This window comes from Alkalihalobacillus sp. MEB130 (genome assembly GCF_032335535.1).
Taxonomy (GTDB): domain Bacteria; phylum Bacillota; class Bacilli; order Bacillales; family Bacillaceae_D; genus Halalkalibacter.
The window spans coordinates 220691-243975 of the sequence record NZ_JAOANA010000001.1; the positions used below are offsets into that span (position 1 = coordinate 220691).

At 38.8% G+C, this 23285-nt stretch carries 18 protein-coding genes; 6 read left to right on the plus strand and 12 right to left on the minus strand.

Annotated features, from left to right (window positions below; all coding sequences use genetic code 11):
* Positions 1-38: 38 nt before the first annotated feature.
* The 9 genes from N0O92_RS01130 to N0O92_RS01170 all read right to left on the minus strand — a co-directional run bounded on the left by N0O92_RS01130 (position 39) and on the right by N0O92_RS01170 (position 9913).
* Entirely contained in the window at positions 39-1340 is a 1302-nt protein-coding gene (locus N0O92_RS01130) for a UDP-glucose dehydrogenase family protein (protein WP_315612760.1), read from the minus strand.
* Complete coding sequence (murJ, locus tag N0O92_RS01135) at positions 1337-2869, minus strand: murein biosynthesis integral membrane protein MurJ (protein WP_315612761.1); 1533 nt, start codon at positions 2867-2869, stop codon at positions 1337-1339. Before murJ ends, N0O92_RS01130 begins: the two co-directional genes overlap by 4 nt.
* A 31-nt stretch (positions 2870-2900) precedes the next feature.
* Positions 2901-3380 (minus strand): PssE/Cps14G family polysaccharide biosynthesis glycosyltransferase, encoded by a 480-nt coding sequence (gene pssE, locus N0O92_RS01140; protein WP_315612762.1) that lies wholly within the window; start codon positions 3378-3380, stop codon positions 2901-2903.
* Positions 3377-3856, minus strand: coding sequence for a PssD/Cps14F family polysaccharide biosynthesis glycosyltransferase (gene pssD / locus N0O92_RS01145; protein ID WP_315612763.1), 480 nt, complete (start codon positions 3854-3856; stop codon positions 3377-3379). The genes pssE and pssD overlap by 4 nt, the downstream gene beginning before the upstream one ends.
* A complete protein-coding gene (locus N0O92_RS01150; RefSeq protein ID WP_315612764.1) occupies positions 3843-4961 on the minus strand; it encodes a glycosyltransferase in 1119 nt (372 codons plus the stop codon). The genes pssD and N0O92_RS01150 overlap by 14 nt, the downstream gene beginning before the upstream one ends.
* A complete protein-coding gene (locus N0O92_RS01155) occupies positions 4954-6297 on the minus strand; it encodes an O-antigen ligase family protein (protein ID WP_315612765.1) in 1344 nt (447 codons plus the stop codon). The genes N0O92_RS01150 and N0O92_RS01155 overlap by 8 nt, the downstream gene beginning before the upstream one ends.
* Positions 6298-6311: 14 nt before the next feature.
* Positions 6312-7448 carry a polysaccharide pyruvyl transferase family protein gene (locus N0O92_RS01160; protein WP_315612766.1) on the minus strand — a complete coding sequence of 379 codons (1137 nt, stop codon included), beginning with the start codon at positions 7446-7448 and terminating at the stop codon, positions 6312-6314.
* A gap of 10 nt (positions 7449-7458) precedes the next feature.
* Positions 7459-8343, minus strand: a complete 885-nt coding sequence (galU, locus tag N0O92_RS01165; RefSeq protein ID WP_315612767.1) for a UTP--glucose-1-phosphate uridylyltransferase GalU — start codon at positions 8341-8343, stop codon at positions 7459-7461.
* Between the two features lie 154 nt (positions 8344-8497).
* Positions 8498-9913, minus strand: a complete 1416-nt coding sequence (locus tag N0O92_RS01170; RefSeq protein ID WP_315612768.1) for an N-acetylmuramoyl-L-alanine amidase — start codon at positions 9911-9913, stop codon at positions 8498-8500.
* A 232-nt stretch (positions 9914-10145) separates the two neighbouring features.
* Between N0O92_RS01170 and N0O92_RS01175 the strand changes: the two genes are divergently transcribed.
* Together N0O92_RS01175 and N0O92_RS01180 are read left to right on the plus strand one after the other, a co-directional pair.
* Positions 10146-10970 (plus strand): tetratricopeptide repeat protein, encoded by an 825-nt coding sequence (locus N0O92_RS01175; RefSeq protein WP_315612769.1) that lies wholly within the window; start codon positions 10146-10148, stop codon positions 10968-10970.
* Positions 10971-11441: 471 nt separating this feature from the next.
* Positions 11442-13439 carry an acyltransferase family protein gene (locus N0O92_RS01180; protein WP_315612770.1) on the plus strand — a complete coding sequence of 666 codons (1998 nt, stop codon included), beginning with the start codon at positions 11442-11444 and terminating at the stop codon, positions 13437-13439.
* A 40-nt stretch (positions 13440-13479) separates the two neighbouring features.
* On the opposite strand, the gene N0O92_RS01185 is transcribed toward N0O92_RS01180, so the two are convergent.
* Together N0O92_RS01185 and N0O92_RS01190 are read right to left on the minus strand one after the other, a co-directional pair.
* Positions 13480-14169, minus strand: a complete 690-nt coding sequence (locus N0O92_RS01185) for a DUF4956 domain-containing protein (RefSeq protein WP_315612771.1) — start codon at positions 14167-14169, stop codon at positions 13480-13482.
* 15 nt (positions 14170-14184) lie between these two features.
* The gene (locus N0O92_RS01190; protein WP_315612772.1) at positions 14185-14937 is read right to left on the minus strand and encodes a polyphosphate polymerase domain-containing protein; all 753 of its coding nucleotides are present in this window, start codon (positions 14935-14937) and stop codon (positions 14185-14187) included.
* 194 nt (positions 14938-15131) lie between these two features.
* Here N0O92_RS01190 and N0O92_RS01195 point away from each other — a divergent pair, with 194 nt between their 5' ends.
* Entirely contained in the window at positions 15132-18143 is a 3012-nt protein-coding gene (locus N0O92_RS01195) for a CotH kinase family protein (RefSeq protein WP_315612773.1), read from the plus strand.
* A gap of 135 nt (positions 18144-18278) precedes the next feature.
* Complete coding sequence (locus tag N0O92_RS01200) at positions 18279-19217, plus strand: polysaccharide deacetylase family protein (protein WP_315612774.1); 939 nt, start codon at positions 18279-18281, stop codon at positions 19215-19217.
* A 42-nt stretch (positions 19218-19259) separates the two neighbouring features.
* On the opposite strand, the gene N0O92_RS01205 is transcribed toward N0O92_RS01200, so the two are convergent.
* A complete protein-coding gene (locus N0O92_RS01205; protein WP_315612775.1) occupies positions 19260-20099 on the minus strand; it encodes a hypothetical protein in 840 nt (279 codons plus the stop codon).
* Between the two features lie 307 nt (positions 20100-20406).
* Between N0O92_RS01205 and N0O92_RS01210 the strand changes: the two genes are divergently transcribed.
* The gene (locus tag N0O92_RS01210) at positions 20407-21429 is read left to right on the plus strand and encodes a C40 family peptidase (protein WP_315612776.1); all 1023 of its coding nucleotides are present in this window, start codon (positions 20407-20409) and stop codon (positions 21427-21429) included.
* A gap of 150 nt (positions 21430-21579) precedes the next feature.
* Entirely contained in the window at positions 21580-23226 is a 1647-nt protein-coding gene (locus N0O92_RS01215) for a S8 family peptidase (RefSeq protein ID WP_315612777.1), read from the plus strand.
* The last annotated feature ends 59 nt before the right edge of the window (positions 23227-23285 follow it).

Below are 23285 nucleotides of genomic sequence, written 5' to 3' on the forward strand. Positions count from 1 at the left end.
AAGAAGAAGCTGCCACGCAGCTTCTTCTTTTTCTTTTCTTATCTCCCAATCCCATGATAAATGAAACCAGCTTCTCTCATCTCAAGTGGATCATAAATATTTCTTCCGTCAATCACAATTGCTTTCTTCAACTTGCTTTTCATAAAATCTGAATCCAACTTAACAAATTCATCCCACTCTGTCACAACAATCATCACGTCTGCCCCATCAAGAGTTCCTTCGACATTGGTTCCATATGTAATAGCGTCACTTTCAGGAAGAACCTTTTTCGTATTAGCAATAGCGATTGGGTCATACGCTGTAACAGTCATGCCCATTTTGACTAGCTCATCGATAATTTTAAGAGCCGGAGCATCTCGAATGTCATCCGTATTCGGTTTGAACGCAAGACCAAGTACAGCTGCTCGTAACCCTTTTAACTCCGTCCCGAATACTCCTTTTACATGTTCGATGATGCGAAAGCTTTGACGCTCATTCACACCTTCTACAGCTTTAAGAAGTTCTGGTGTATAACCTGCCGCTTGCGCTAAGTGAATAATCGCTTTCGTATCTTTCGGGAAACAAGAGCCACCATAACCAAGACCAGCGTTTAAAAACTTTGGTCCAATTCGGTTATCTAAGCCCATTCCTTTTGCAACAGCTTTTACATCGGCACCATACGCGTCACAAATGTTTGCAATCTCATTAATAAAGGAAATCTTCGTTGCTAAAAAGGCATTTGATGCATATTTAATCATTTCCGAGCTTCGTACATCGGTTACGACTATCTCCTCTGTTAGAGGCTTATGAAGCTCCACTAACGTCTCTTCCGCTCGTTTTGAAGATGTACCAATCACGATTCGATCAGGGTTAAATGTATCTTTCACCGCTGAGCCTTCACGCAAAAACTCAGGAACGGAACAAACATCCACTTGTGCCTGAGCGTTTTTATCTTTGATTAATTGTTCCACTTTTTCTGCCGTTCCAACAGGAACCGTTGATTTATTCACAACAATTTTATATTCTGAGCCGATCGCTTCGCCTACTTCTTCTGCAACTGCATAGACGTACGACATATTCGCTGATCCATCATCAGAAGCAGGTGTTCCAACAGCAATGAGAATAATATCTGATGCTGCAACAGCTGACGTCAAGTCGGTCGTAAACGTTAAACGCCCGTTCTCTTGATTGCTCACAACTAATTGTTGTAATCCTGGTTCATAAATAGGGATTTCGCCCTTCTGTAACATATCAACTTTTTCTTGCATCTTATCGACACATATAACTGTGTTTCCAAGCTCAGCAAAACAAGTTCCTGATACTAGGCCCACATACCCTGTTCCTACAACAGCTACTTTCATCCTCGCTTCACAACCCTTTTCTTTAACTTATTCCGAACCGCCTCAAACTCAGGGAAACGGAAAACATATAAAAACACTCCAATAAAGAGAATAGACACCATTCCACCAACCGTTATTAATAATAACGGCATATCTATTGTAATCAAACCTCTCACAGCTAATTGAATACCTATTAATCCTGCAAATAGTCCAGAAAACTTCACCATCGTTATGCCAACTTGAGGTCCAAACAATGTTAACTTAAGGACAAATTTGGCCGCAACGAGTAACATCACAAAATTACAAATCGCACTTATAGATGTTGCCGTTGCTAATCCCGATGCTCCATATTGACCAATCAATAAGAAATTCAGCCCAACATTAATTCCAAATACCGAAATGACACCTAATGTCACTGGCAAAACCGATCGTTCCTTCGCATAGAAGAACCGCGTCACATATAAGTTTGCTGAATGAGCAAACATCGCAATGACTAAAAGTTGAAAGAGCGGTACCGCAAGCATCGTAGATTCTCTTGTAAAGTTGCCGTACTCAAACACCAACCGAAAAATTTCTTCTGCATAAAAGAAAGCAAAGATTGTTGCCGAGATAATGATGATCGTCATCATTCGTAATCCCTTTTGATATAGCGTCTGAATATCGTCATCCTCTTTTGCCGCAACCTTTTTAGCAAGAAGCGGATAGATAACCGTTGTCACCGCCGTCATTAATACACTTTGTGGCAGTTGAACAATTTTCGAAGAGTAATTGAGTGCAGAAATCGCTCCAGCTGCTAAATCTGATGCAAAAATACGATGAATCAAAAAGTAAAACTGCAACGTGGCCCCGCCTAATATAATCGGAAAAGCCAGTCTCCACATCTTTTTAAAGTCATCATCTATTTTAAAGTTCAAACGAAAACGAACAAATTGGCCTTTTTTCAATAAGACCACTAACATAACAGCCATAATAATGGCACTGATTATCGCCCCATAAGCATGAGCATAAGGACCAATATACGGGTAAGCTAACACCGCAATCATCACAAAGACGGCATTCATCACGAGTGTGGACGTTGTCGCCAGCGTAAATTTTCCATTTACATTCAATATACCCGTAAACCACATAGACAACACAAGAAATAATGTTGCCGGGGCCATAATTTGAAACAGATCGGCCGTTAACTTTACTTTCTCGGCTCTAAACCCTTGAAACAAAAGGCCGATGACCGCCTCTGAAAAGAGCATCAATAAAGCGGTGAAGGCGATTAACAAGAGTGAAAGCCACGTAAAGACCGAGCTGACAAACGTTTCCTTCCTCAAAGGATCATCCATTTTACTAAAAATCGAAATAAAAGCGGTTGTAATGGCTCCACCGAGAACGACGTAAAAGAAATTCGGCAACGTATAGGCCGCAATGACACTATCTGCAATATCAGACGTTCCAAACTGGTACCCAATGACGACTTCTCGTAAAAAACCGATAAACCGCGATCCTAAGTTGATCACGGCTACCGCACCAATAATTTTAAACAATGTTTTGCCTTTCACGTTCCGTTCACTTCTTTCTCTCTAACACACATTATATCTTCTGAATAAAGTCCTCGATTAATTTAATCATTTGATCTCGTCCACTTTCAAACGGTACCGGAGTAAAATCTTTAGCCTCTTCTAACTTCGCTTCAAGGTCTTTCATCTCAACAACACTTAATATATGACCTTTCTTACTAAACGTTTCAGAGATTTCAATTTGATGATCGTCATTATGTTCACCGTATTTCTCTAATCGCGATGCAGCAATGACAGTCTTGCCTTTTTTTACCCCAGTAATAATCGAACCTGTTCCCGCATGTGTAAGGACAAGTCGTGCTTCATCAAAATAAGATTCCATCTCTGCATAACTCATAAACGGAATCAATTTCATGGAGTTACTTTCATACGGAGTATGTCCGACCTGAACAACAACCTCTTCTGTAATGACCCCTTCGTTTTGCAGACGTTCGACTTCTTGTAACAATCTTGTAAAGGGAAGTTCATGTGTACCTAATACAACAAAAATCAATAGATAGACCCCCCATACACTGCTTTAGGATAAACGTCTTTCATCGACTCCCACTGTACGATAAATAAATCAGCAATCGGATACACCAATCTCCCTGACAAAGTCGGAGTCGTTGTCTTAGCAAAACTTTCAATGTAGATTACTTTCCGACCAAATAACTTTGCTATGTAACACATCGGAACAGCCGTATGTGCCCCCGTTGTCACAATAACATCAGGTCTTTCTCGTAAAAAAAGAAAGTACGATTTGATACAATTGTACGAAAACTTAAACAGATAGCTAAACAAATAGTTTCGTGCACCGTAAACAAGAAACGAGACTGGATACTCTTTTGCCAGTTCTTTCGTAATACTCGATTCTTCTGTCACAATATGATACTCATATTTCTCAAACAACGGCTTCAACTGCAAAAGCTGAGTTAAATGACCACCAATCGAGGAGATGAACATTACTTTTTTCTTTTTATTTCTTTTCATCTTCCATCACCTTATTCTCATATATCTCAAAAACTCTTTCAATCATTCTCTCTTGATCGTTTTCTGCTGCACGCTTTTTACCGGCTTCAATGAGCTGTTCTTTATAATCAGGGTTTTCTAGTACGCTAGAAATCCCCCCTGCTAATGAAGCAGCATTCTGATCCTCAACTAGCACTCCATGGTCATCTGCTAGCAATGTTTGCAGTCCGCCTACTTTCGTCCCCACAACGGGTGTCCCGCAAGCCATCGCTTCCACAGCAACCAACCCAAACCCTTCCATATGTGATGGAAGAACGAACACATCCGCAGCAGACATCCAAATCGCTACTTCTGACTGAGGAACAGCTGGGTGGAGATGTACATCTTGTAGCTGATGATCCTTTACGTATTGCTCCACTTCCATTTTAAAAGAAGCAAGCTTCGCATTTCCAACTAAATATAGAGATAGGTTATCATTTTCTGCTTTTAGTATTTTATAAGCTTCTAGCAATTCCATGATCCCTTTTTCTCTAATAATATTGCCAACAAACACAATCGGCATTTCTGTATCCTTTATTCCTAGTACTTGTCTCGCTTCACAAACTTCATGCTCTTGAAAGACGGTTAAGTTAACCCCCATATTAATGACGGACAATTTTTCCTTTGGGATTTGATACTCATCATGAATTTCTCGATGCAGGTCCTGTCCAACTGTAATCACATGATCGGCTTCTTGTAAAATCTTCGTTGTCCACTGCTTAATTCGTGGACTCTTTTTGGCCATTCGGTTAATGTCGCCACCATGTGCCGTCACAACCATTCTCGTTTTAAACCATTTTTTGAATAACAGCGCAAGCATTCCTGTTGGAAACACATAATGGGCATGGACAACATCGTACCGTCTCCCTTTGAAAAGTAGCGTAAAAAACGTTTCGGTCGCCCATTTTAGATATTTCTTTAGAACATTTGGCTTGTTCATGTCAGGATCAGACACGGCGACCACATCGACTTTCGCACCATGATCTCGTAACGCCTGAACTTGATTTTTCACGAAGATTCCAAACGTTGAACTTTTCACACCAGGGTACATGTTACTTAAAACAAGTACCCGCTTTTGTTTATCCATGTTCCTTCTCCTTCTTATGCCAGTTCATCCCAATTCCTAAGAAAAGCCAAAACCATAAGGCAATTTGGTGATTTTCCCAAGCTGTTGACAATAACCCCATAATGACAAAGGCAATTCCGAATGTAACAACAAATAGTCCGACCCATTTAAAAATCAATTCATCTCGCTCAGCAAACAACGTCATCTCTTTTAATACTTTGAATAAGAAATAACCGAGCAATAATACACCAATAACGCCGTATTCCACTAGAACATAAAGAGCATTGTTATCGACTGTTCGCATCGTACTTGGCAACCCTTCATGCATAAATTGATGAAAAGGTGAATTGAAAACAAACGCTGCATTGCTTCCAAACATTCCAGGGCCAACCCCAGCAATAGGATTAAACATAAACACTTCTAATCCACTTAAAATAATCAGGAAGCGATAGTTTTTCGTTAAGTCTAGCGTATATAAATTTCGTTGAGCAAAACCTTCAAGAAAAGCAAGCGCTAAGCCGTAGCCGACGACAAATAAAATAATAAGTGCAATAGCCACTTTTAATAACACGCGGAACGCTTTATTTTTTCGATTCAAAATACCGATAAGCGCAAAACAGCCAATTAACGCTAAGAAGGCTTGACGTGAAAACGTAAGAGCAATGGCTGTCAATAAGACTGCTACAATAACCAAATAGATCGTTTTCTTTTTCGGTGTGAGTTCTTGTCTATAAACAAACACATATAACGCAACAAGCAATAAGACTGCTACTAAAAATCCAGCCAATGTATTACTGGAGTCCATTAAGCCAAAAGCACGTACTTCTTCCCCAACTGCAATGCTTCGTCTTTCCGAGACATTCCGAAGTGGCAATGGAATTAGCAATGCAATTTGAATAAAACCAATAATCGATTGGAAAATGGCTAACCCGATAATCAGATGAAAGACTTTTTTCACCCATGAAGCAGGGATATCTAAAGCTAGCAAAATAAAAAACAAAATGACATATTGAAACAATGCCCGAACGCCGAACACACCTTGTGCAAACGGAACATTGTTCACAAACATACTAAATAACGCAAAGCTAAAGAACAACAACAAGCTTCCGTTAATTGGATTTTTTAACTTTGCTAGTAAATTCTTTCTCCCCAATTGCGGATGGACAACAACAATGAAAGCCATGGTTACAAGTAGCATTTCACCCGTGTAAGAAAAAGCCATTCGAACGATTCCTGGGAAAAGATCTCCCCATATTCTTGTAAACTGAAGCTGTACCGATGTCCAAATCACAAGCACAACAGTTGCTACCAGTAGAAGGCGATTCGTCCTTTCTACTGGCAAATATTTCTCAATCATACCATTCACACCATTCACTTTTTATCTAAATCTAGTTGTTTGAGTCCTTTTAACGCTTCTTTCTTCAAATGCTCGGACACCTTCTCAACGGCTTGTTGAACAGACTCCCAATTTTCACTAACTCCATGAAAAACGTTTACGATTGCCGAAGAATCTGGCGTCACTTGTTGAATCGGAATCCCAAGAGTAGGCATTCCTATCACTTTCATAAAATCTTCAACTTTATGGTGATACCCTATTCCAATAACAGGTGTCTTTGCAACTACAGAGAGAATGAGAGAGTGCAGCCTCGTTCCGATAATAAGGTCTTGCTCAGCACTTAGCTTCACAATGTCTACCGGATGCAAATTATCTTCCATTAACGAAGCAGAATGCTTCATTTTCGCTAAAATATCTTTCGTTACTTGCACGTCTTCTGGAAACTTTGTTGAGAAAAACGTCACTTCTACGTTTTGTTTCTCTATCAATTGATCGAGCTGAGAGGCCATTCCATTCACGTATGCATCGTACTTAGCCAAATCTGGTGTTGGCCAATATTGATTACTAAAATAAGGAACAGCGGTTACCCCTACTTTTTTAATACTAGCAGAAGGCTTGTGAGTTTTCTCTGCCGGCACAGAAAAAGCAGGATCTCCTATTACAGCAACTGGCGTTTTCACCCCGATCGATTGCAATAACTTCTGTGAATCTGTATCTCGTACGGATACGGAAGCAGCTGCATTCGTTAGCCGTTTAATAAAGAACTTTCCAAGAGCTGTGTTTAACGGTCCAGCCCCTACACCATAGACAACCACTTTGCAGCCTGCGCGTTTACCTGTTAGTCCAAGCGTGCTATATAGCGGGGCATCGCGTTTGTACATATCCATTAGCAAACCGCCTCCGCCAATTATAAGCAAATCAAGCTTTTTCATCACACGATAACTCGCTTGAATCGTTGTTGCTCCTGACTTCAAAATACTTCCTTTTTTATGAATAAGAGGTTTTGCTGTAATGCCGTATCGTTCTATTGTGTTTTCTGGATTGTTACTAAAGACAACAATATCTTCTTTTTTCACATGGAGATGTTCTGTTAATTGATGCAGAATTCCTGTAAGTATCGCTTCATCACCATTGTTATTATTTCCGTAATTTCCAATAATGCCAACCTTCATATTGTACGTCCTACTTTCCTGTAAATCGTTTTTCAACCAGTTCTTTTAAATAATGTTCCATCTCATCTTTTAAGTCTGCTCGATCAAGAGCAAATTCAATCGTCGTCTGAATAAATCCTAGTTTTTCACCAACATCATAACGAGTTCCATGAAATTCATAAGCTAGAACATCACGCTTCTGACTCAATGCTTGTAAGGCGTCTGTTAACTGAATTTCTTTGCCTTTTCCAGGAGCCGTATTTGCCAAAATGTCAAAAATATCTGGAGTTAAAATGTAACGGCCCATAATAGCGATATTGGAAGGCGCTTCTGCTTTTGTTGGTTTTTCTACTAGTTTTTTGACTTTATGAACGCCTTTTCCAAATGGCTCACAGTCCACAATTCCGTAACGTTCGACTTCATCATCCGATACCTCTTGTACGCCAATGATCGGGCTTTCATGCTCTTCATAAAGCTCCATCATTTGCTGCAAGCAAGGAGTCTGTTCACTCTTTACGATGTCATCTCCTAATAAAACAGCGAACGGTTCATTTCCAATGAATTTACGAGCACAATAAACGGCATGACCTAACCCAGAAGGTGTTTTCTGACGTATGTAATGAATATCAAGTAAATCGGTGCTTTGTTGAACTGTTTTTAGCAACTCTTCTTTTTCTTTTCTTCTTAACTCTTCTTCGAGTTCAACCATTCTGTCAAAATGGTCTTCAATCGCTCGTTTGCCACGACCTGTAATGATCAAAATGTCTTCTATACCAGATTTCACAGCTTCTTCAACAATATATTGAATCGTTGGCTTGTCAACGATCGGTAGCATTTCTTTCGGTTGTGCTTTCGTTGCTGGCAAGAAACGTGTTCCTAACCCAGCTGCTGGGATGATCGCTTTTTTCACTTTCAAGAGGGTTCCCTCCCTTTAGTCGAAATGTAAGAGTAGATTTCCTCCTACATTATACATGAGTCAAGGCCACATTGCAGATTAATTCTTCGTTTCAATGATGTAAAAGTATAGAAAAAAGAGCAGCAGGCTTTCTGCTACTCTCTCGTATGATTTGTTATTTGCTTCTATAATAATCCTCGATGCCTTTATAAATCGCATTCGCTGCTCTCTCATTAAAGTTACTACGCTTCATAAGAGACGCATCACTGCTATTAGTAATAAAGCCTAATTCAACAAGGACACTTGGCATGTTCGTCTCACGAAGAACGGCAAAGTTGGCTGTTTTCACACCACGGTCACGTGTACCTAATTCTTCAACTAAACGTTTGTTGATCTTCTCGGCTAAATCTCTGCTTTCTTTACTAGAAGCAGAAGATGCACTAATCCACGTTTCTGTACCATGTCCACCTGATGGACCTGAGTTCACGTGAATACTTACGAAAATATCTGCTTTTGCATCGTTAGCAATTTTCGCGCGTTGGTTCAGCTCAATGAAGACATCACGGTTACGAGTCATAATCGGCTTCGCACCGGCACTCTTCAGTTTCTTTTCTAGTTCAAGCCCAACAGCTAACACGATATCCTTTTCTTGCAATCCATTGCCAACTGCTCCTGGATCTCTACCGCCGTGCCCTGGGTCAATCGCAATGACACGGTTGTTCAAAATAGAATTAGAAGAATTGTTTGATTCTCTGTTCACAAAAGATGTGCTAACATATCCCCATCCGTTGCCAAACTTAATTTTATACCAAGAACCAACTGTTTCGTAAATATCAACTCTTTGCCCATTTCTTAGACTACCAATAACTCCATGGCTTGTCCCTGCACCTGAACGAACATTTAACGTACTTGAAACAGAAACAATTCCAGCAAATTGAACTTTATCACTCTGTGACTGCTGTTGCTGCTGGTTCAGTCGAAAACTACTTTCTTTAGCTCTAGCTACATATGTAGCAAATTGTGAACGTGTAATGGCTTTTCCTGGCTCAAACCGTCCACCAGTTTCCACAATACCATTTTGTTCTAAAGCTTTGATTTCCCTTTCAGCCCAGAAACCCGAACGAACATCACTAAAAGAACTACCACCAGATCCATTTAATTTAAAAGCACGTGTAATTACGGCTGCCGCTTGAGCTTTTGTTAATTGATCTCCTGGCGAGAAACGGTTATCGCTTCGACCTGTTAGAATATTCATTGAAGCGGCACGCTCTATTTCAGGGGATGCCCAGTAGCTAAGATTGACATCTCTAAACGTTGGTTTGTTGACTTTTAAACCATCAACACCAAGAGCCCCTGTTAAAATTACCGAAGCTTGGGCACGCGTTAATGTGTTATTAGGACGAAAGCTTCCATCTGGATAACCATTAATGATTCCGTTGTCTTTAAGATGATGAATTTCTTTATGTCCCCATGCATTTGACGGGACATCTGTAAACGTACTTCCTTGTGCTAAAGTGGTCGAACCTGCTCCAATTAGAAGGGAGAACAGCAGGACGAAAACTAAAGACAAAGAAACTCCTCTAATTAACAATCATATACCTCCCAACGTCGTTTTTTGTTCTTTCTTAGGATACCATGTAAAATTCTATGAAACTAGCGATTTTAAAAAAATATCGAAATTAGTATATTTTTCGTATACACAGTAGATAAATTGTATAATTTGTTAAAAATAGAGACTCGAATTTCCACGAAACCATTACTTCACAATACGTACAAAAAAAGATAAAATAAGGGGACTGTTTTAATATAAGGTGGTAAATTAAATGAAGAAAACTTTATTCTTTTTAATAGCAATATGTGCTTTCGCTCAACTAACAGCTTGCTCCACGATCAATATGGAGAGGAAGCTCGCAGAAGAACAGCGAATTGATTCTTCCCTATACGCATATGACGATGATCAATTTCAATACAATGATCAATTGGTTCAAACTCTAGCCGAGCGTTTTCGTTTTGATGCATTATCAACAACAAATGTAAATAGTATTATGCGAGATGAAATAGCTGCAGGAAACTTTAATGAAGTAATTATTTACTTACGTTACCTTGCTACAGAAAAAGAAACTCAAGCAGCCATGTATACAGAACGTTACTATGAAGCATTGCAAGCTCATGTTAGAAACACGAATGAACCATCTCCTAAATTAGTAGAAGATACCATTACACAAGCAAAACGGCAATATGAGATGGAACCTGACAAGCAAAACAATGTGGCCTACTATGCATCACTACTCATTGATACGAAATATGATATTGAACAAGGAATTCAGCTTTTGTTGGATCTAGAAGAAAAATTATATGCTCGAAGTGAGGATCCAAACAAACAGACACTACATGCCTTAGCTAACGCCTACTATTTAAATGGTAACTATGAGGAGAGTGTAGAGAATTACCTTTTTTTAATTGCAATTGAGCCTGACGATATGTCACTGTATTATACATTAAGTTACGTATTAGAAGAGATGGGAGAACACGAGGCGGCCGCCGCCTACCTTGAAATGACCTACTCTCCGACAACCGACTTCTTAAAAACATACGGCACAGATACATTTGGCATGTATCGTAGTTATTTTGAAGCAAAATCTAAATAAAAAAATAGAGAATGTCAGCAAAGTCTGTCCTTTGCTAACACTCTCTATTTTCATATCATTACAAGATTTCAAAGTTCATCATAATCTCATCCAAAATATGTTTGTTATCTTCGTAAAAATACCGGGTCAGTTCGGAACTAATGTGGTGTTCCATCCCCCCCAATAAGGATCATACGATAGCTTGCGTAACGATCACTATCACTTGGATATTCACCTTATTTCTTCAGAATGAGCAAGCAGATACTATATACCAAAGTTCTCTTTCGGCCTAGCCTCTCCTTTCCTTATTCAGTTGCAGTCAAATTGATAAAACTATTAACCTAGTATAAAATAAACAAGCGATGAAAGAGATCCGTTCTTTCAATATTTATCTCGTGTAAATTGTTGGAATCCCCTTATACAGAAGGCAAAAGTGGAGACTCTAAAGCTGAGATGCAATCATATGAAATTAGAAAATTGGAGATGCATACAATGATTGATTTAAAAACACCAGAAAGAAAGTTCCGGCCCGAACTAGAAGGAATACGAGCAGTTGCGGCACTTTTGGTTGCAATTTATCATATTTGGCTAGGCTCTGTTTCCGGTGGAGTGGACGTCTTTTTTATCGTTTCAGGCTACTTAATAACAACACTAATTTTATCCAAAATGGAGAAGGAAGGCTGGCTCAATCTGTTTGAGTATGTATTAGGACTGGCTCGCAGATTATTCCCTCTAGCCTTTACGGTCTTACTTGTAACAACAATCGCATCAATATTTATATTGCCGCACGCTCATTGGGGGCAAACTATTCCTCAAGTTTTTGCTTCGGCACTTTATTATCAAAACTGGCAACTAGCCTATAACGCGGTTGATTATTTAGCTCAAAACAATGAAGCAAGTCCGTTCCAACATTACTGGGCTCTGTCGATTCAAGGGCAATTTTATTTATTATGGCCACTGATCATTTATCTGTCCTTTTTCCTTGCGAGAAAACTTTTAAAAACACCTGTAAGAAAAACTCTACTAGCTATTTTAAGCTTAATTTTCATCACTTCACTCAGCTATTCGATTTATATTACAACAGTGAATCAACCTTGGGCCTATTTCGATACGTTCGCTCGTGTATGGGAGTTTAGTTTAGGTGGAATATTGGCTTTATTGATTCCGTATTTATCTTTTCAAAAAACGGTGAGTTTAATTTTAGGCTGGATCGGATTAATGATGATCCTTTTAACTGGAATCTTATTGCCTGTATCAAATGTTTTTCCAGGCTATGCAGCACTTCTACCAACGACTGGTGTTATGTTTGTTATTATTGCAGCAGAAAGTAGGAACCGCTTTGGCGTTGAGAAACTGTTAGGTGCCAAATTATTGGCATACCTTGGGAACTTTTCATATGGGTTATATTTATGGCATTGGCCAGTTTTAATTTTTTACTATGATTACTTTTTAACGGATACGGTGTCAATTCTGGGAGGTCTTGCGATTATTTTCGTTTCATTAGCCTTATCTATGATATCCGTAAAGTTACTTGAAACTCCGGTTAGAACGTTGAATGTAAAAAAATCTAAGGCCAAACTAACAATCATCCTAGTTAGTTTCATGTTCCCTGTTTTAATTGTTGCTACTACTTGGAGCTTGTACGTTACTCATGTACAAGGTCATACAAGTGATACTCATTCGATTGAAGATTATCCAGGTGCACGTGCCATTTTTTACGGCATTGAGCCAACTCCTGGATTAGATCCTCTACCAAATGCTGTTCAAGCAAAAGCACACTTACCTACATTTTACAATGAGGAAGAGAGTTGCTATGCAGGTTTGAATGTTTCTAAAGTAATTGTCTGTTCTTACGGTGAAACTGAGAATCCTGATTACACACTAGCTCTTGTGGGTGGATCTCATTCTGGTCATTGGTTTCCCGCTTTAGAGAAAATCGCGGAAGAATTGAAGTTACAAATTGATGTATACAATAAAGATGGTTGTCGTTTTTCTGATGATGATTTTGACGGAATTTTATCAGAGTCCTGTATGGAATGGAACGAGAATGTACTAGAACCATTGCTAGTTGATCCGCCTGACTTTGTCTTTACAACAGCCAACGTGAATAGAGGAGATATCATACCATCAGGTTATCTTAATCAATGGAGAAAGCTTGAAGGAGCAACTCAAATCTTAGCGATTCGTGATAATCCAAGAATGGCCGAAGACATTCCTACCTGTGTCGAACTAACACCTGATGAATGTGCAATCTCTAGAGAAGAAGGATTATCAGATGTCATACCATGGGATAACACAGAGGGGATACCAAGTAATGTCACCTTTATTGATTTATCAGATTACTTCTGTAATGAAGAAACATGTGAAGCTGTAATTGGAAACGTGCTTGTATACCGTGATAATCACCATCTTTCCACACTGTATTCCGAAACACTGGCACCAGCTTTAAAAGAACGGATAATAAAAGCTATCGAACAATTGAATAACTAAAAGAAATCCACCACTAACAAATTAGTGGTGGATTTTCCAATTAAAAGGTACGTGATGGCATAATAATAGAGACCTTTAAATTAGCATTGTGTTCTCGAATGGCGTCCATTACTTCTTTATCACTCACTCCATCTTTCATTGTGACAGAATACGTTAGTTGATACATCGTTCCAAGACTCGTTGTCTCAACTTGTAATAGTGTATAATTCTCCAAAAATCGGTCAAAAAGTTCATCAAACACCTGTTCATAATGCAAGTTTTCCGGAATCGTTACTTTTAAGGTTTTTTCCTGCACATCTTCAGTTCCGTAATTCACTGCAAACAAAATGTAAATTATAATAGATAAGGTGATTGCAAATAGAACAGCTAAAATATAAAAGCCTAGTCCACACGCAATCCCCGTTGCCATTCCAAAAAAGATAAATGCAATATCTTTCGGATCACTCATGGCACTTCTAAAACGAATAATTGAAAAGGCCCCCACTAGACCAAAAGCAACCGCAATATTATTTCCAATGACAATCATAATGACAGATACAACAACGGACATAATGATGATTGTATGAATAAAGGACTGAGAATATTGCCCTTTTTTATGGGTAAGCTTGTACACCCATGTAATAAGCAAACTTAATATAAAACTTAAAATAATAGCTGCAAATGATTCAATAACAGCTAATCGCGTAGTATGGTCGGCAAAAAATTGTAATTCTTCAAAAAATTGGCTCATCATATTCTCCTCAAGCTAAATAATGACTTTTTCCTTCAAGGAAACGGCGTCTTTACGGGCTTCTTCCATTAAATCAATACTTGTACAAAATTTAGAAACACTTTGTTTCTTGCATTCAAATTCACTTAACAATCTCGTCAACCAAAGCGGGACACTATGAGTGACTTTCACTTCCATAATTACTAGTTCTGGATCAACGAAATGTTTTCCTAACGGTCCATCTTCTACACGGAGATTATCATCCCGACACATTAAATTAAAATCAAACGTTACACGTAAGTCCTCTTCATAGAGACCATGAAAAGCCTGTCGATCATAACTAACGATCACTCGAGGCTTTAATTCATATAAGCTTTTGAATGAATCTACCTCTTTTAAAATCTGAGGATTAGAAAGGTCATAACTCTGCATATTATCGGTTGTTCCACTTTCCAGATAGTGATACGCATCACTCAACTTAATCTTTGTTCGTCTTTTATTAACTACGTTATTGTACTTTTGTTTTACTTCTAAAAATGCAGGACCACCGATGGTTGCATCCCCATATACTCGCAGACGAAGCTTCTGCCTAAATCGAAGTTTGTTTCTTGTTTCATAATAAATCTTTTTATCAGGTGAATCAAAATATAAACTGACAATGTTGTAATACCCATTTGTTCCAAATTTGTCATACCTCATTCTTTCTAATAAATAAGGTACAAGTTTTTCGTACACTTTATATGGGATTAAATACTTCACTTCATATCGACTGAAAATCTCAAGTGCCAAGACCAATCACCACCTTAAATTATTATTGGACTTAAGCTTCACAAAGTATTTATAATAAGACTATTGATTTTTACATTTAATTAACATAATTAGTAGTATAACACCGTTTGAATTCAACTGTCATTACAATTTGTTTGAATAACAGGAAAGACCACGCATAAATATCATTAGCTTTTGTATAGGAGGATTTATACTTGAACCAGCAATTGTTAAAACATTTACTCTGGCTTATTCCTATTATTGCCCTAATATGGGTCATGGGATTTCAAATTGCCGACGACCAAAAATTGGAGTTCGAAGACCCTGCTTTTGAACAAGCTATTCGAACGGAACTACAACTTGAGGATGGAGTCATTCGGAAGGATCTGCTAAACCGAGTTGAACAGCTATCACTTGCCAATTACAGCATTTCTTCCATTGAAGGAATACAAGCTTTTGAAAGCTTAGCAAGTCTAGACATTTCAGGAAATAAAATTATTGATTTGAAACCTTTGGAACGTATGAGCCGTTTAGAAAATTTAATTGTTCGCGATAACAATGTGACAACCCTTGAACCGCTTACTGCTCTACGTGCGATAACTTCCCTGAATGTCAGAGGAAACAAAATAGAGACCCTCGAACCCATTGCGGACTTAACCAACTTACTCTCTTTAAACATAAGAGAAAATCAAGTTAAAGATCTAACGCCGCTTGGCAACTTAGTAGAGTTAATTGACTTGAACGCAAGGTATAACAACATTACATCGGTTGAAGCGTTAGCGACTTTGCCAAACTTACGAGAGCGTCTTTACTTAGAAGGAAACCCGATTACAGATTGGACGTTGCTCTCCCAAGCGTATGACTCCATTAAAGACAAAGATTTTCCTCGACCTGAACACCATCTCGTCTTTTCCGACTTAGGTGGCTTATATGATTCATCCATTGACTTAACGTTGTATACAGAGGGAGAAGCGGAAGGGACTATTCGCTACACGACTGATGGCTCTGTCCCAGATGAAACATCAACTGCTTATAGTGATCCAATCACAATCGATAAAAGCATGGTCGTACGTGCGAAATTCTTTGCAGAAGGACTAGAAGAAGGAGAGGAAATAACTCATTCTTATTTAATTGGTGTTGAAACGACCTTGCCGATCGTTTCTATTTCTACAGATCCCGCCAACTTATTTGACCGAGAAATTGGGATTTATGTACCAGGTATTTACTATAATCCAGATGCACCAAATCCACAGCATACCGGGAATTTCGCTCAAAGCGGAGCAGAATGGGAAAGGCCGATTCATCTAGAGTTCTTTGAAGAAAATGGAGAGAGAGTCTTATCACAAGGTGCTGGTATCCGAATTCATGGTGGAGCATCTAGAACAGTGGACCGGAAATCGTTTCGACTTTATGCACGAAGTGATTACGGTGAAAACCGTTTCCGTTATCCGTTTTTTGAAGAAGATACAAGAAGTGAATACAATCGTCTCCTTTTACGTAACTCAGGAAACGATTGGAATAATACGTTATTCCGTGATGCACTGCTTCAAACGCTAATTCGTGATTTTGATTTAGAAACACAGTTATACCGTCCTAGTACACTCTATGTAAACGGTGAATATTGGGGAATATATAACATTAGAGAACGCTATGATAGTCACTATTATGAAATCAAACATGGCGTCGATCCTCAAAACTTAGACTTTCTCGAACGAGATGCTACCGTTATTGAAGGAACGAACGATGACTATGTAGCACTTCGCTTATTTATGGAAGAGAACAATGTTTCAAAACCTGATGTGTACGAAGAAATTGCCAATCAAATGGATATAAACAATTTTATTGACTATCAAATAGCACAAATTTTTGTTAGAAATACGGATTGGCCAGGAAATAACAATCGCTATTGGCGTGAACGTCCTGATGGAAAATGGCGTTGGTCTGTCTTTGATCTTGATTTTGGCTTTGACTTGCCCAATGCGACTGGAACCGTTGCTCACGACACGCTTTCATTTGCTACAGAGCCTGGTGGGACAAGTTGGCCAAATCCTGATTATTCGACGTTCTTATTACGAACACTTCTACAAAATGAATCGTTCCGCGATACTTTTATTTCGCGCTTTGCTCATTACTTAAATACAAATTTTGAATCGACACATGTCATCCAAACGATTGACAAGATGGCCGCTGCTCTTGCACCTGAAATGCCCAACCATATTAGTAGATGGGGAACTCCTGAAAGTCTTGAAAAATGGGAAGAAGAAGTGGAGACCATGCGACGCTTCGCCGATAGAAGACCGGACTTTGTTCAAGCTCATCTTTTAAGCTTTTTTCAATTAAGAGGAATTGGCGATATGACAATTGATAAGGTTCAAGACGGACTTACATGGGAGTTTGCCGGCCGCGATGCCAGTAAGCTACCTATTGGCTGGAACGGGACGTATGTTACGGATACAGCGATTGCTATCAGCTTCCCTGAACTCAATCATGTTCAGATTGAATCAAGTGATGACTCCGTTGTAGAGGTGACAGAAGGAAAGCTAGTATTAAAAGATGAAGGATCAGCAAGAGTGCATTTTTCAGAAGGAAATGACATCGTTCTAGAGCTTACATTTAACGTAACACATATTGAGCAAAACGATGTCACCTTAGAACTTGGCGATACATTAAACATAGCCGCTGAACATGTCGCATATTGGGAAACAAGTAATGCAGACATTGCTACGATATCTGAAAATGAAATACTACAAATCAATGAACTAGGCTCTGCCGTTGTGACCGGACATACGACAGATGGCCAGGTTATTCATCTATTAAATGTATCAACACATAATATTACACGGACAGAAGGTTTTTATAATGCTGATAGTAAGATTTTCACCTATACGGGTGCGTGGCAGCAAAGCCGCATTGACGATCATCGAGATCAATTAGCTATTTATTCAAACGAAACCGAAAGTGACGTTACGTTCACGTTTGAAGGTACAGGCTTTATATGGTTTGGATACAGTTCAACTACACAAGGGCTTGCTGAGGTGTATGTCAACGGTGAGTTAGTTGCTGAAGTAGACACATTTAATCGTAGTGCCATATTTCAAAATAAGTTATTTGAATTAACAGGGTTAAACTACGGAGAGCATACGGTTACGATTTCTGTTAAAGGAGAAAGTCGACCTGAAGCAACAAATAATCGCGTTCATATCGATGGTGTTCAAATTTTACAATAATGCGTATCGTAGGGGCTTTCTCTTTAAGAGAGCCCCTACATTTGTCTTTTCCCACGGAAACCCATAGGATTATCGCCTTAAAGGTGTTAAGATTATGTAGGAATTTATGACTAATTTTTGCAGAGGGGTGATTGATTGAGAAATCTGTTTGCTATCGCCATTATCTCTATTTCTATTAGTGCTTTTTTATATAGCTTTTTTCGAACTGAGTCAGAACAACAAGCATTTAACTTTGAATTAGGGGTAGAAGAAACAAACACAAACCTTACCGAGGTGGTCTATTACGAACTAGAACCTATGATTAAATCTGAGTTCCTGCCTGTTCTCATGTACCATCATTTTGAAGAGGAAATCACGGATTATCCTTCTATGACGATGACTCCTGAAACGTTTAAAAACCAATTACTTGCTTTAAAAGAAGCAGGGTACGAGGCAATAACAACGGAACAAGCGTTAAAATTTTATCAAAAAAAGCATCATCTTCTTCCTGATAAACCTGTTTGGATTACGATAGATGATGGCTTCTTAAGCAATTATGAGCTGGCTTTTCCAATCTTGAAAGAGTTAGAGATGCCTGCAACAATTTACGTTATCGCTAGCCAAATGGGGCAAGAACGTCTTGGGATTCCTCACTTCACCTGGGATCACGCTCGTGAAATGGTTCAATCTGGATTGATTGATATCCAAAGCCATACGTATGACCTACATCAACGCGAAAAAAAGGGACTAGAAGCTATGCTTCTGCATCAAAAACAAAACGGTGAATTGGAAACTGATGAACAGTACCAAGCTCGTATTTTTGCAGATTTGCAAAAATCGATTGAAGTTATTACCTCAGAAGTTGGCACTACCGTCTTCTCTTTCGCCTACCCGTACGGTGCATATAATGATGTGACCGAGCAAATAGTTTACAATGCTGGCTTTGAACTAGTGTTACTCACTGGCAGAAGAACAAGTCATATCAACGATAATCCATTACGAATAAATCGACTTAATATAAATGATAATGTCTCAGGAGAAGAACTACTTCATCGAATTGAAACGTTCAAACCTACGTTTGATGAAGAATTATAAAGAGACAGGGCACCAATTTTGTGTGCCCTGTCTCTTTATTCATTATTCGTCTCTAACCTTCTCGAAATCAATAGGTTCATTATGATTTCGTAAATTGATAGCGACAGATTCATCAATGACATGAAACTCATCTAGTACTTCAACCAAGTATCGAAACCTTGTTTGAAAGCGTAGGACGTCAAACGAATCTTGGGCCACTTGGATAATCATATCAATTCGTTCAATCTCAACTGTGTCCATTATGCTATCTAAGTCAACCCCTTGCAGTTCACTTAAATTCATCTGTTCTAAATGTGTGCGAATAAGAGGTTTGTATTTCTCATCCGACCCACGAAAGGAAACTTCATAAGCCGGGACTACTTGCTCAATGTCCCCCTCTTCTAGCTCTACTTCCTCATCTTCGTCAATGACTTCCACATCAGATCCCCCATCTGTGTAAACGACATCTACTCCCTTCATCAAAAATTCATGACGATACGGTTTAAAAACAGCTAACAATGAAGGCAAGTCTTCAAGAACTACATCCTCAAATTGTTCACGTTCATTTGTTTCCCATGTAGCCCCGTGATATTCAGGTAATGTAAGCCACTCCTCATCATTTACATACATATCAAAATGCAATGGTTCACGTAGGTCAAGCAACGACATCTGAACAGTACCATAAAACTCTAATGGCTCAAATTGTACGTCAGCTTCCATCGAAGTACGAAACGAATTTTGCTGCGCGCGTATGGTTTGTGTTCTATCTAAAAAAACGGTTTCTAGATCCTCCAACGTTGCCAAACCTCTGTCATATACTTCTTCCGTGGAAATTGATTCACGGCAACCGGTTAACAATATTAGCAGAATTAGGCCAATACTAATACTCAACTTATTTTTCATACTATCTCTCCTATATTAATACAACGAATGACAAACAAAAATCTACATTTCCAGCTATGAAATACTCCCCCTATTTTACATAAAGGGCTCATATGAAAACAAGTTTAATTTCAATTAATATACGCAGAAAACAAAATAGAACCCCTCACAAACTACCATTTATTACAAAATTCTTTTCAATATCTGAAATTATACTGTTACAAAACTGTAATATTCGACATGTTCTTTCTATGATAGACTAACAGAGTACTTACCCAGAAATCTTAATAGTAAACATATATTAATGAAAATATTAGGAGTGATTTTTTTGTTTAGGAGATTCATGTCGACTCTTCTGGCCATCATTCTACTAGTGACCCTTTATCCTAGTACACAGGTCAGTGCGTCGTCAACAGCAAGCAAAGTCGTTGCAGCAGCCAAAGCACAAATAGGAACCCCATACGTCTGGGGAGGAACGACCCCAAGAGGGTTTGATTGTTCTGGATTTATGCGTTATGTCTATAATCAAGTTGGAATTTCGCTTCCACGTACAACTGCAGAACAATATCGTGTAGGTAATTCGGTTTCGAAATCTAACCTACAACCTGGTGACCTTGTATTTTTTGAAACATATCAATCAGGCGCTTCGCACTCAGGAGTATACATAGGTAATAATCAATTTGTCCATGCTTCTTCTTCAAATGGAGTAAGCACATCTTCCATAAATGATCCTCATTACTGGGGCCCACGCTACATAGGAGCAAAACGAGTGATTAATGAGCAACCAGCAAAGGTTCAAGAAGTTAAACCGGTCTCATTGCTATCTGGTCAATACCATGATGTACCAAATTCTTTTTGGGCTTACAACGAAATTAAAAGACTCGGAGAGTCAGAAATCATTAATGGATACAATGATTACACATTTAGACCAAACAATGAGATTACTCGTTCTCAAGTTGCCAGATTGTTAGCTCGTGCATTAAATTTAAAACCGACAAACTACTCTGGGGACTTTAATGACGTTAACCCAAACACAAGTGGGTATGAAGAGATTCAAGCGGTTGTTGATGCTGGTTTATTCCTAGGGGATTCTAATGGCAACTTCCGTCCTAATGATCGATTTACCAGAGCTCATATCGCGATTGTTTTTGATAGAGCATTCAATTTACCGGAAACTGTTTCAGCCGCAGGGTTCACAGATGTATCATCATCCTCCAATGCGTATGATGCCATTCAACGATTAGCGGCAAGTGGCATTACAACTGGCCACAGTGACAATACTTTCAGACCAAATAATTCAACAACAAGAGCACAACTGGCTGTATTTTTACACCGAGCTCTCTATGAATAAATAATTATATTAAAAAAAGATAGGTTTCTTACAACCTATCTTTTTAATTTTTACCGGTAATTCTATCTTTTGTTCACTTCAAATATTATTCATTTTTAGGTATGATAGTAAGAGTTATCGTGATATTTATGAAACTCAGGGAGGCTGTACATGAAGGCGAAATTATTTATATTACTCTTTTTAAGCTTAACTTTATTAGTTGGGTTTGATCAAGCAACTAAAATAGAAGAATATATTATTACATTTCATGATGAAATAGACGAAGAAGTTCTCAATCATGAAGATATGGAGATCATCGAACGGTTTGAACTATTCCCAGGTGTTGTTGTTCAAACAAGCAGTGATCAAATTGAGCAATTAATCTCTCACTCTAGCATATTAAACGTTGAATCAAACATTCAATTAACTTCTTCTTCTGATTCAAAAAATTGGGGAATTAACCATTTAAATATCCCACAATCATGGGACTCTGGTTTTAGTGGGAAAGGTGTAAAAGTAGCTGTCATAGATAGTGGAATTGCGACAAACCACTCCGCTCTCAACGTCGCAGGTGGGGTATCAATGGTTAACTATACACGCTCTTTTAACGACGATTTCGGTCACGGAACTCATGCAGCCGGTATCATTGCATCAACTGCCAAGGAAGCTCCAGGTGTGGCTCAAGGCGTCCAATTATTTGCCGTGAAAACATTAGATCAAAATGGAATCGGACGATTAAATGATACAATAAGAGGAATTGAATGGTCTGTTAATAACGGAATGGACATTATTAACTTAAGCCTTGGAACGGATGAATCGCAAACTGCGTTACGCGCAGCTGTTGATGAGGCTCATGAACGTGGACTAATAATCGTGGCGGCTGCTGGTAATAAAAACAGCAATTTTAGTACCCCAATGGATGTTCAATACCCTGCACGCTATGGAAGTGTCATTGCTGTTTCCGCTCTGGATCGTAATAACACAATTGCTAGATTTTCAGCTACTGGATCCGCAATTGAATTTTCAGCACCCGGTGTTGATATTTATAGTACTTATGTAAATAATAAATTTACGAGGATGGATGGGACATCGATGTCTTCTCCTTTTGTGGCTGGTATCCTAGCACTCTATAAAGAAGCCTATCCAAATGCTTCGAACATTGAAATTCGTCGACTCGCAAGAAGCAGTGCACTTGATTTAGGAGCAAAGGGGCGTGACGAACTATTTGGTTTCGGCCTTATTCAACCACCCATTAAGGCAGCTTCAACAGATCCTACACTACACACGTTTCGAGATGTTAGCGCAAAGTCTTGGGCAGCTGAACATGTCAGCTATTTATATGAACGAAATATTATTACTGGATATGACAACAATCAATTTTTTAGGCCTCAAGAAAATGTAAGACGAGGACAAGCTGTCGCAATGATAGGTCGTTCAAGTAACTGGAATGGCACACAAAGACAAACCTCTTTTCCAGATGTCAAAACGGACTACTTTGCGTCAGGTTATGTAGTAGAAGCAACACGCCGAGGCGTGATCTCCGGCTTCCCTGATAGCACATTTCGCCCCAATGCCTTTATGACGCGTGGGCAGATGGTTAAAATTATTGGAAAAGCATACAATTTAGAAGGAGACTATGTCAAAACTTTCATTGATGTAAGTTCTACAACTACAGGTGCAGAAGCTCTTCCAATTTTAGTTGAGCTTGGAATTATTGGTGGGTATCCGGATGGGACATTCCGTCCTAACCAATCGATCTCCAGAGTTCAATATGCTGCTATCATGGCCAGATTATTGAATGAAGACTTAAGGTTGTAATTTCAATATATAAGAAGCTTAGGTTCCTCTAAGCTTCTTTTTTTTATAATAGAATATTA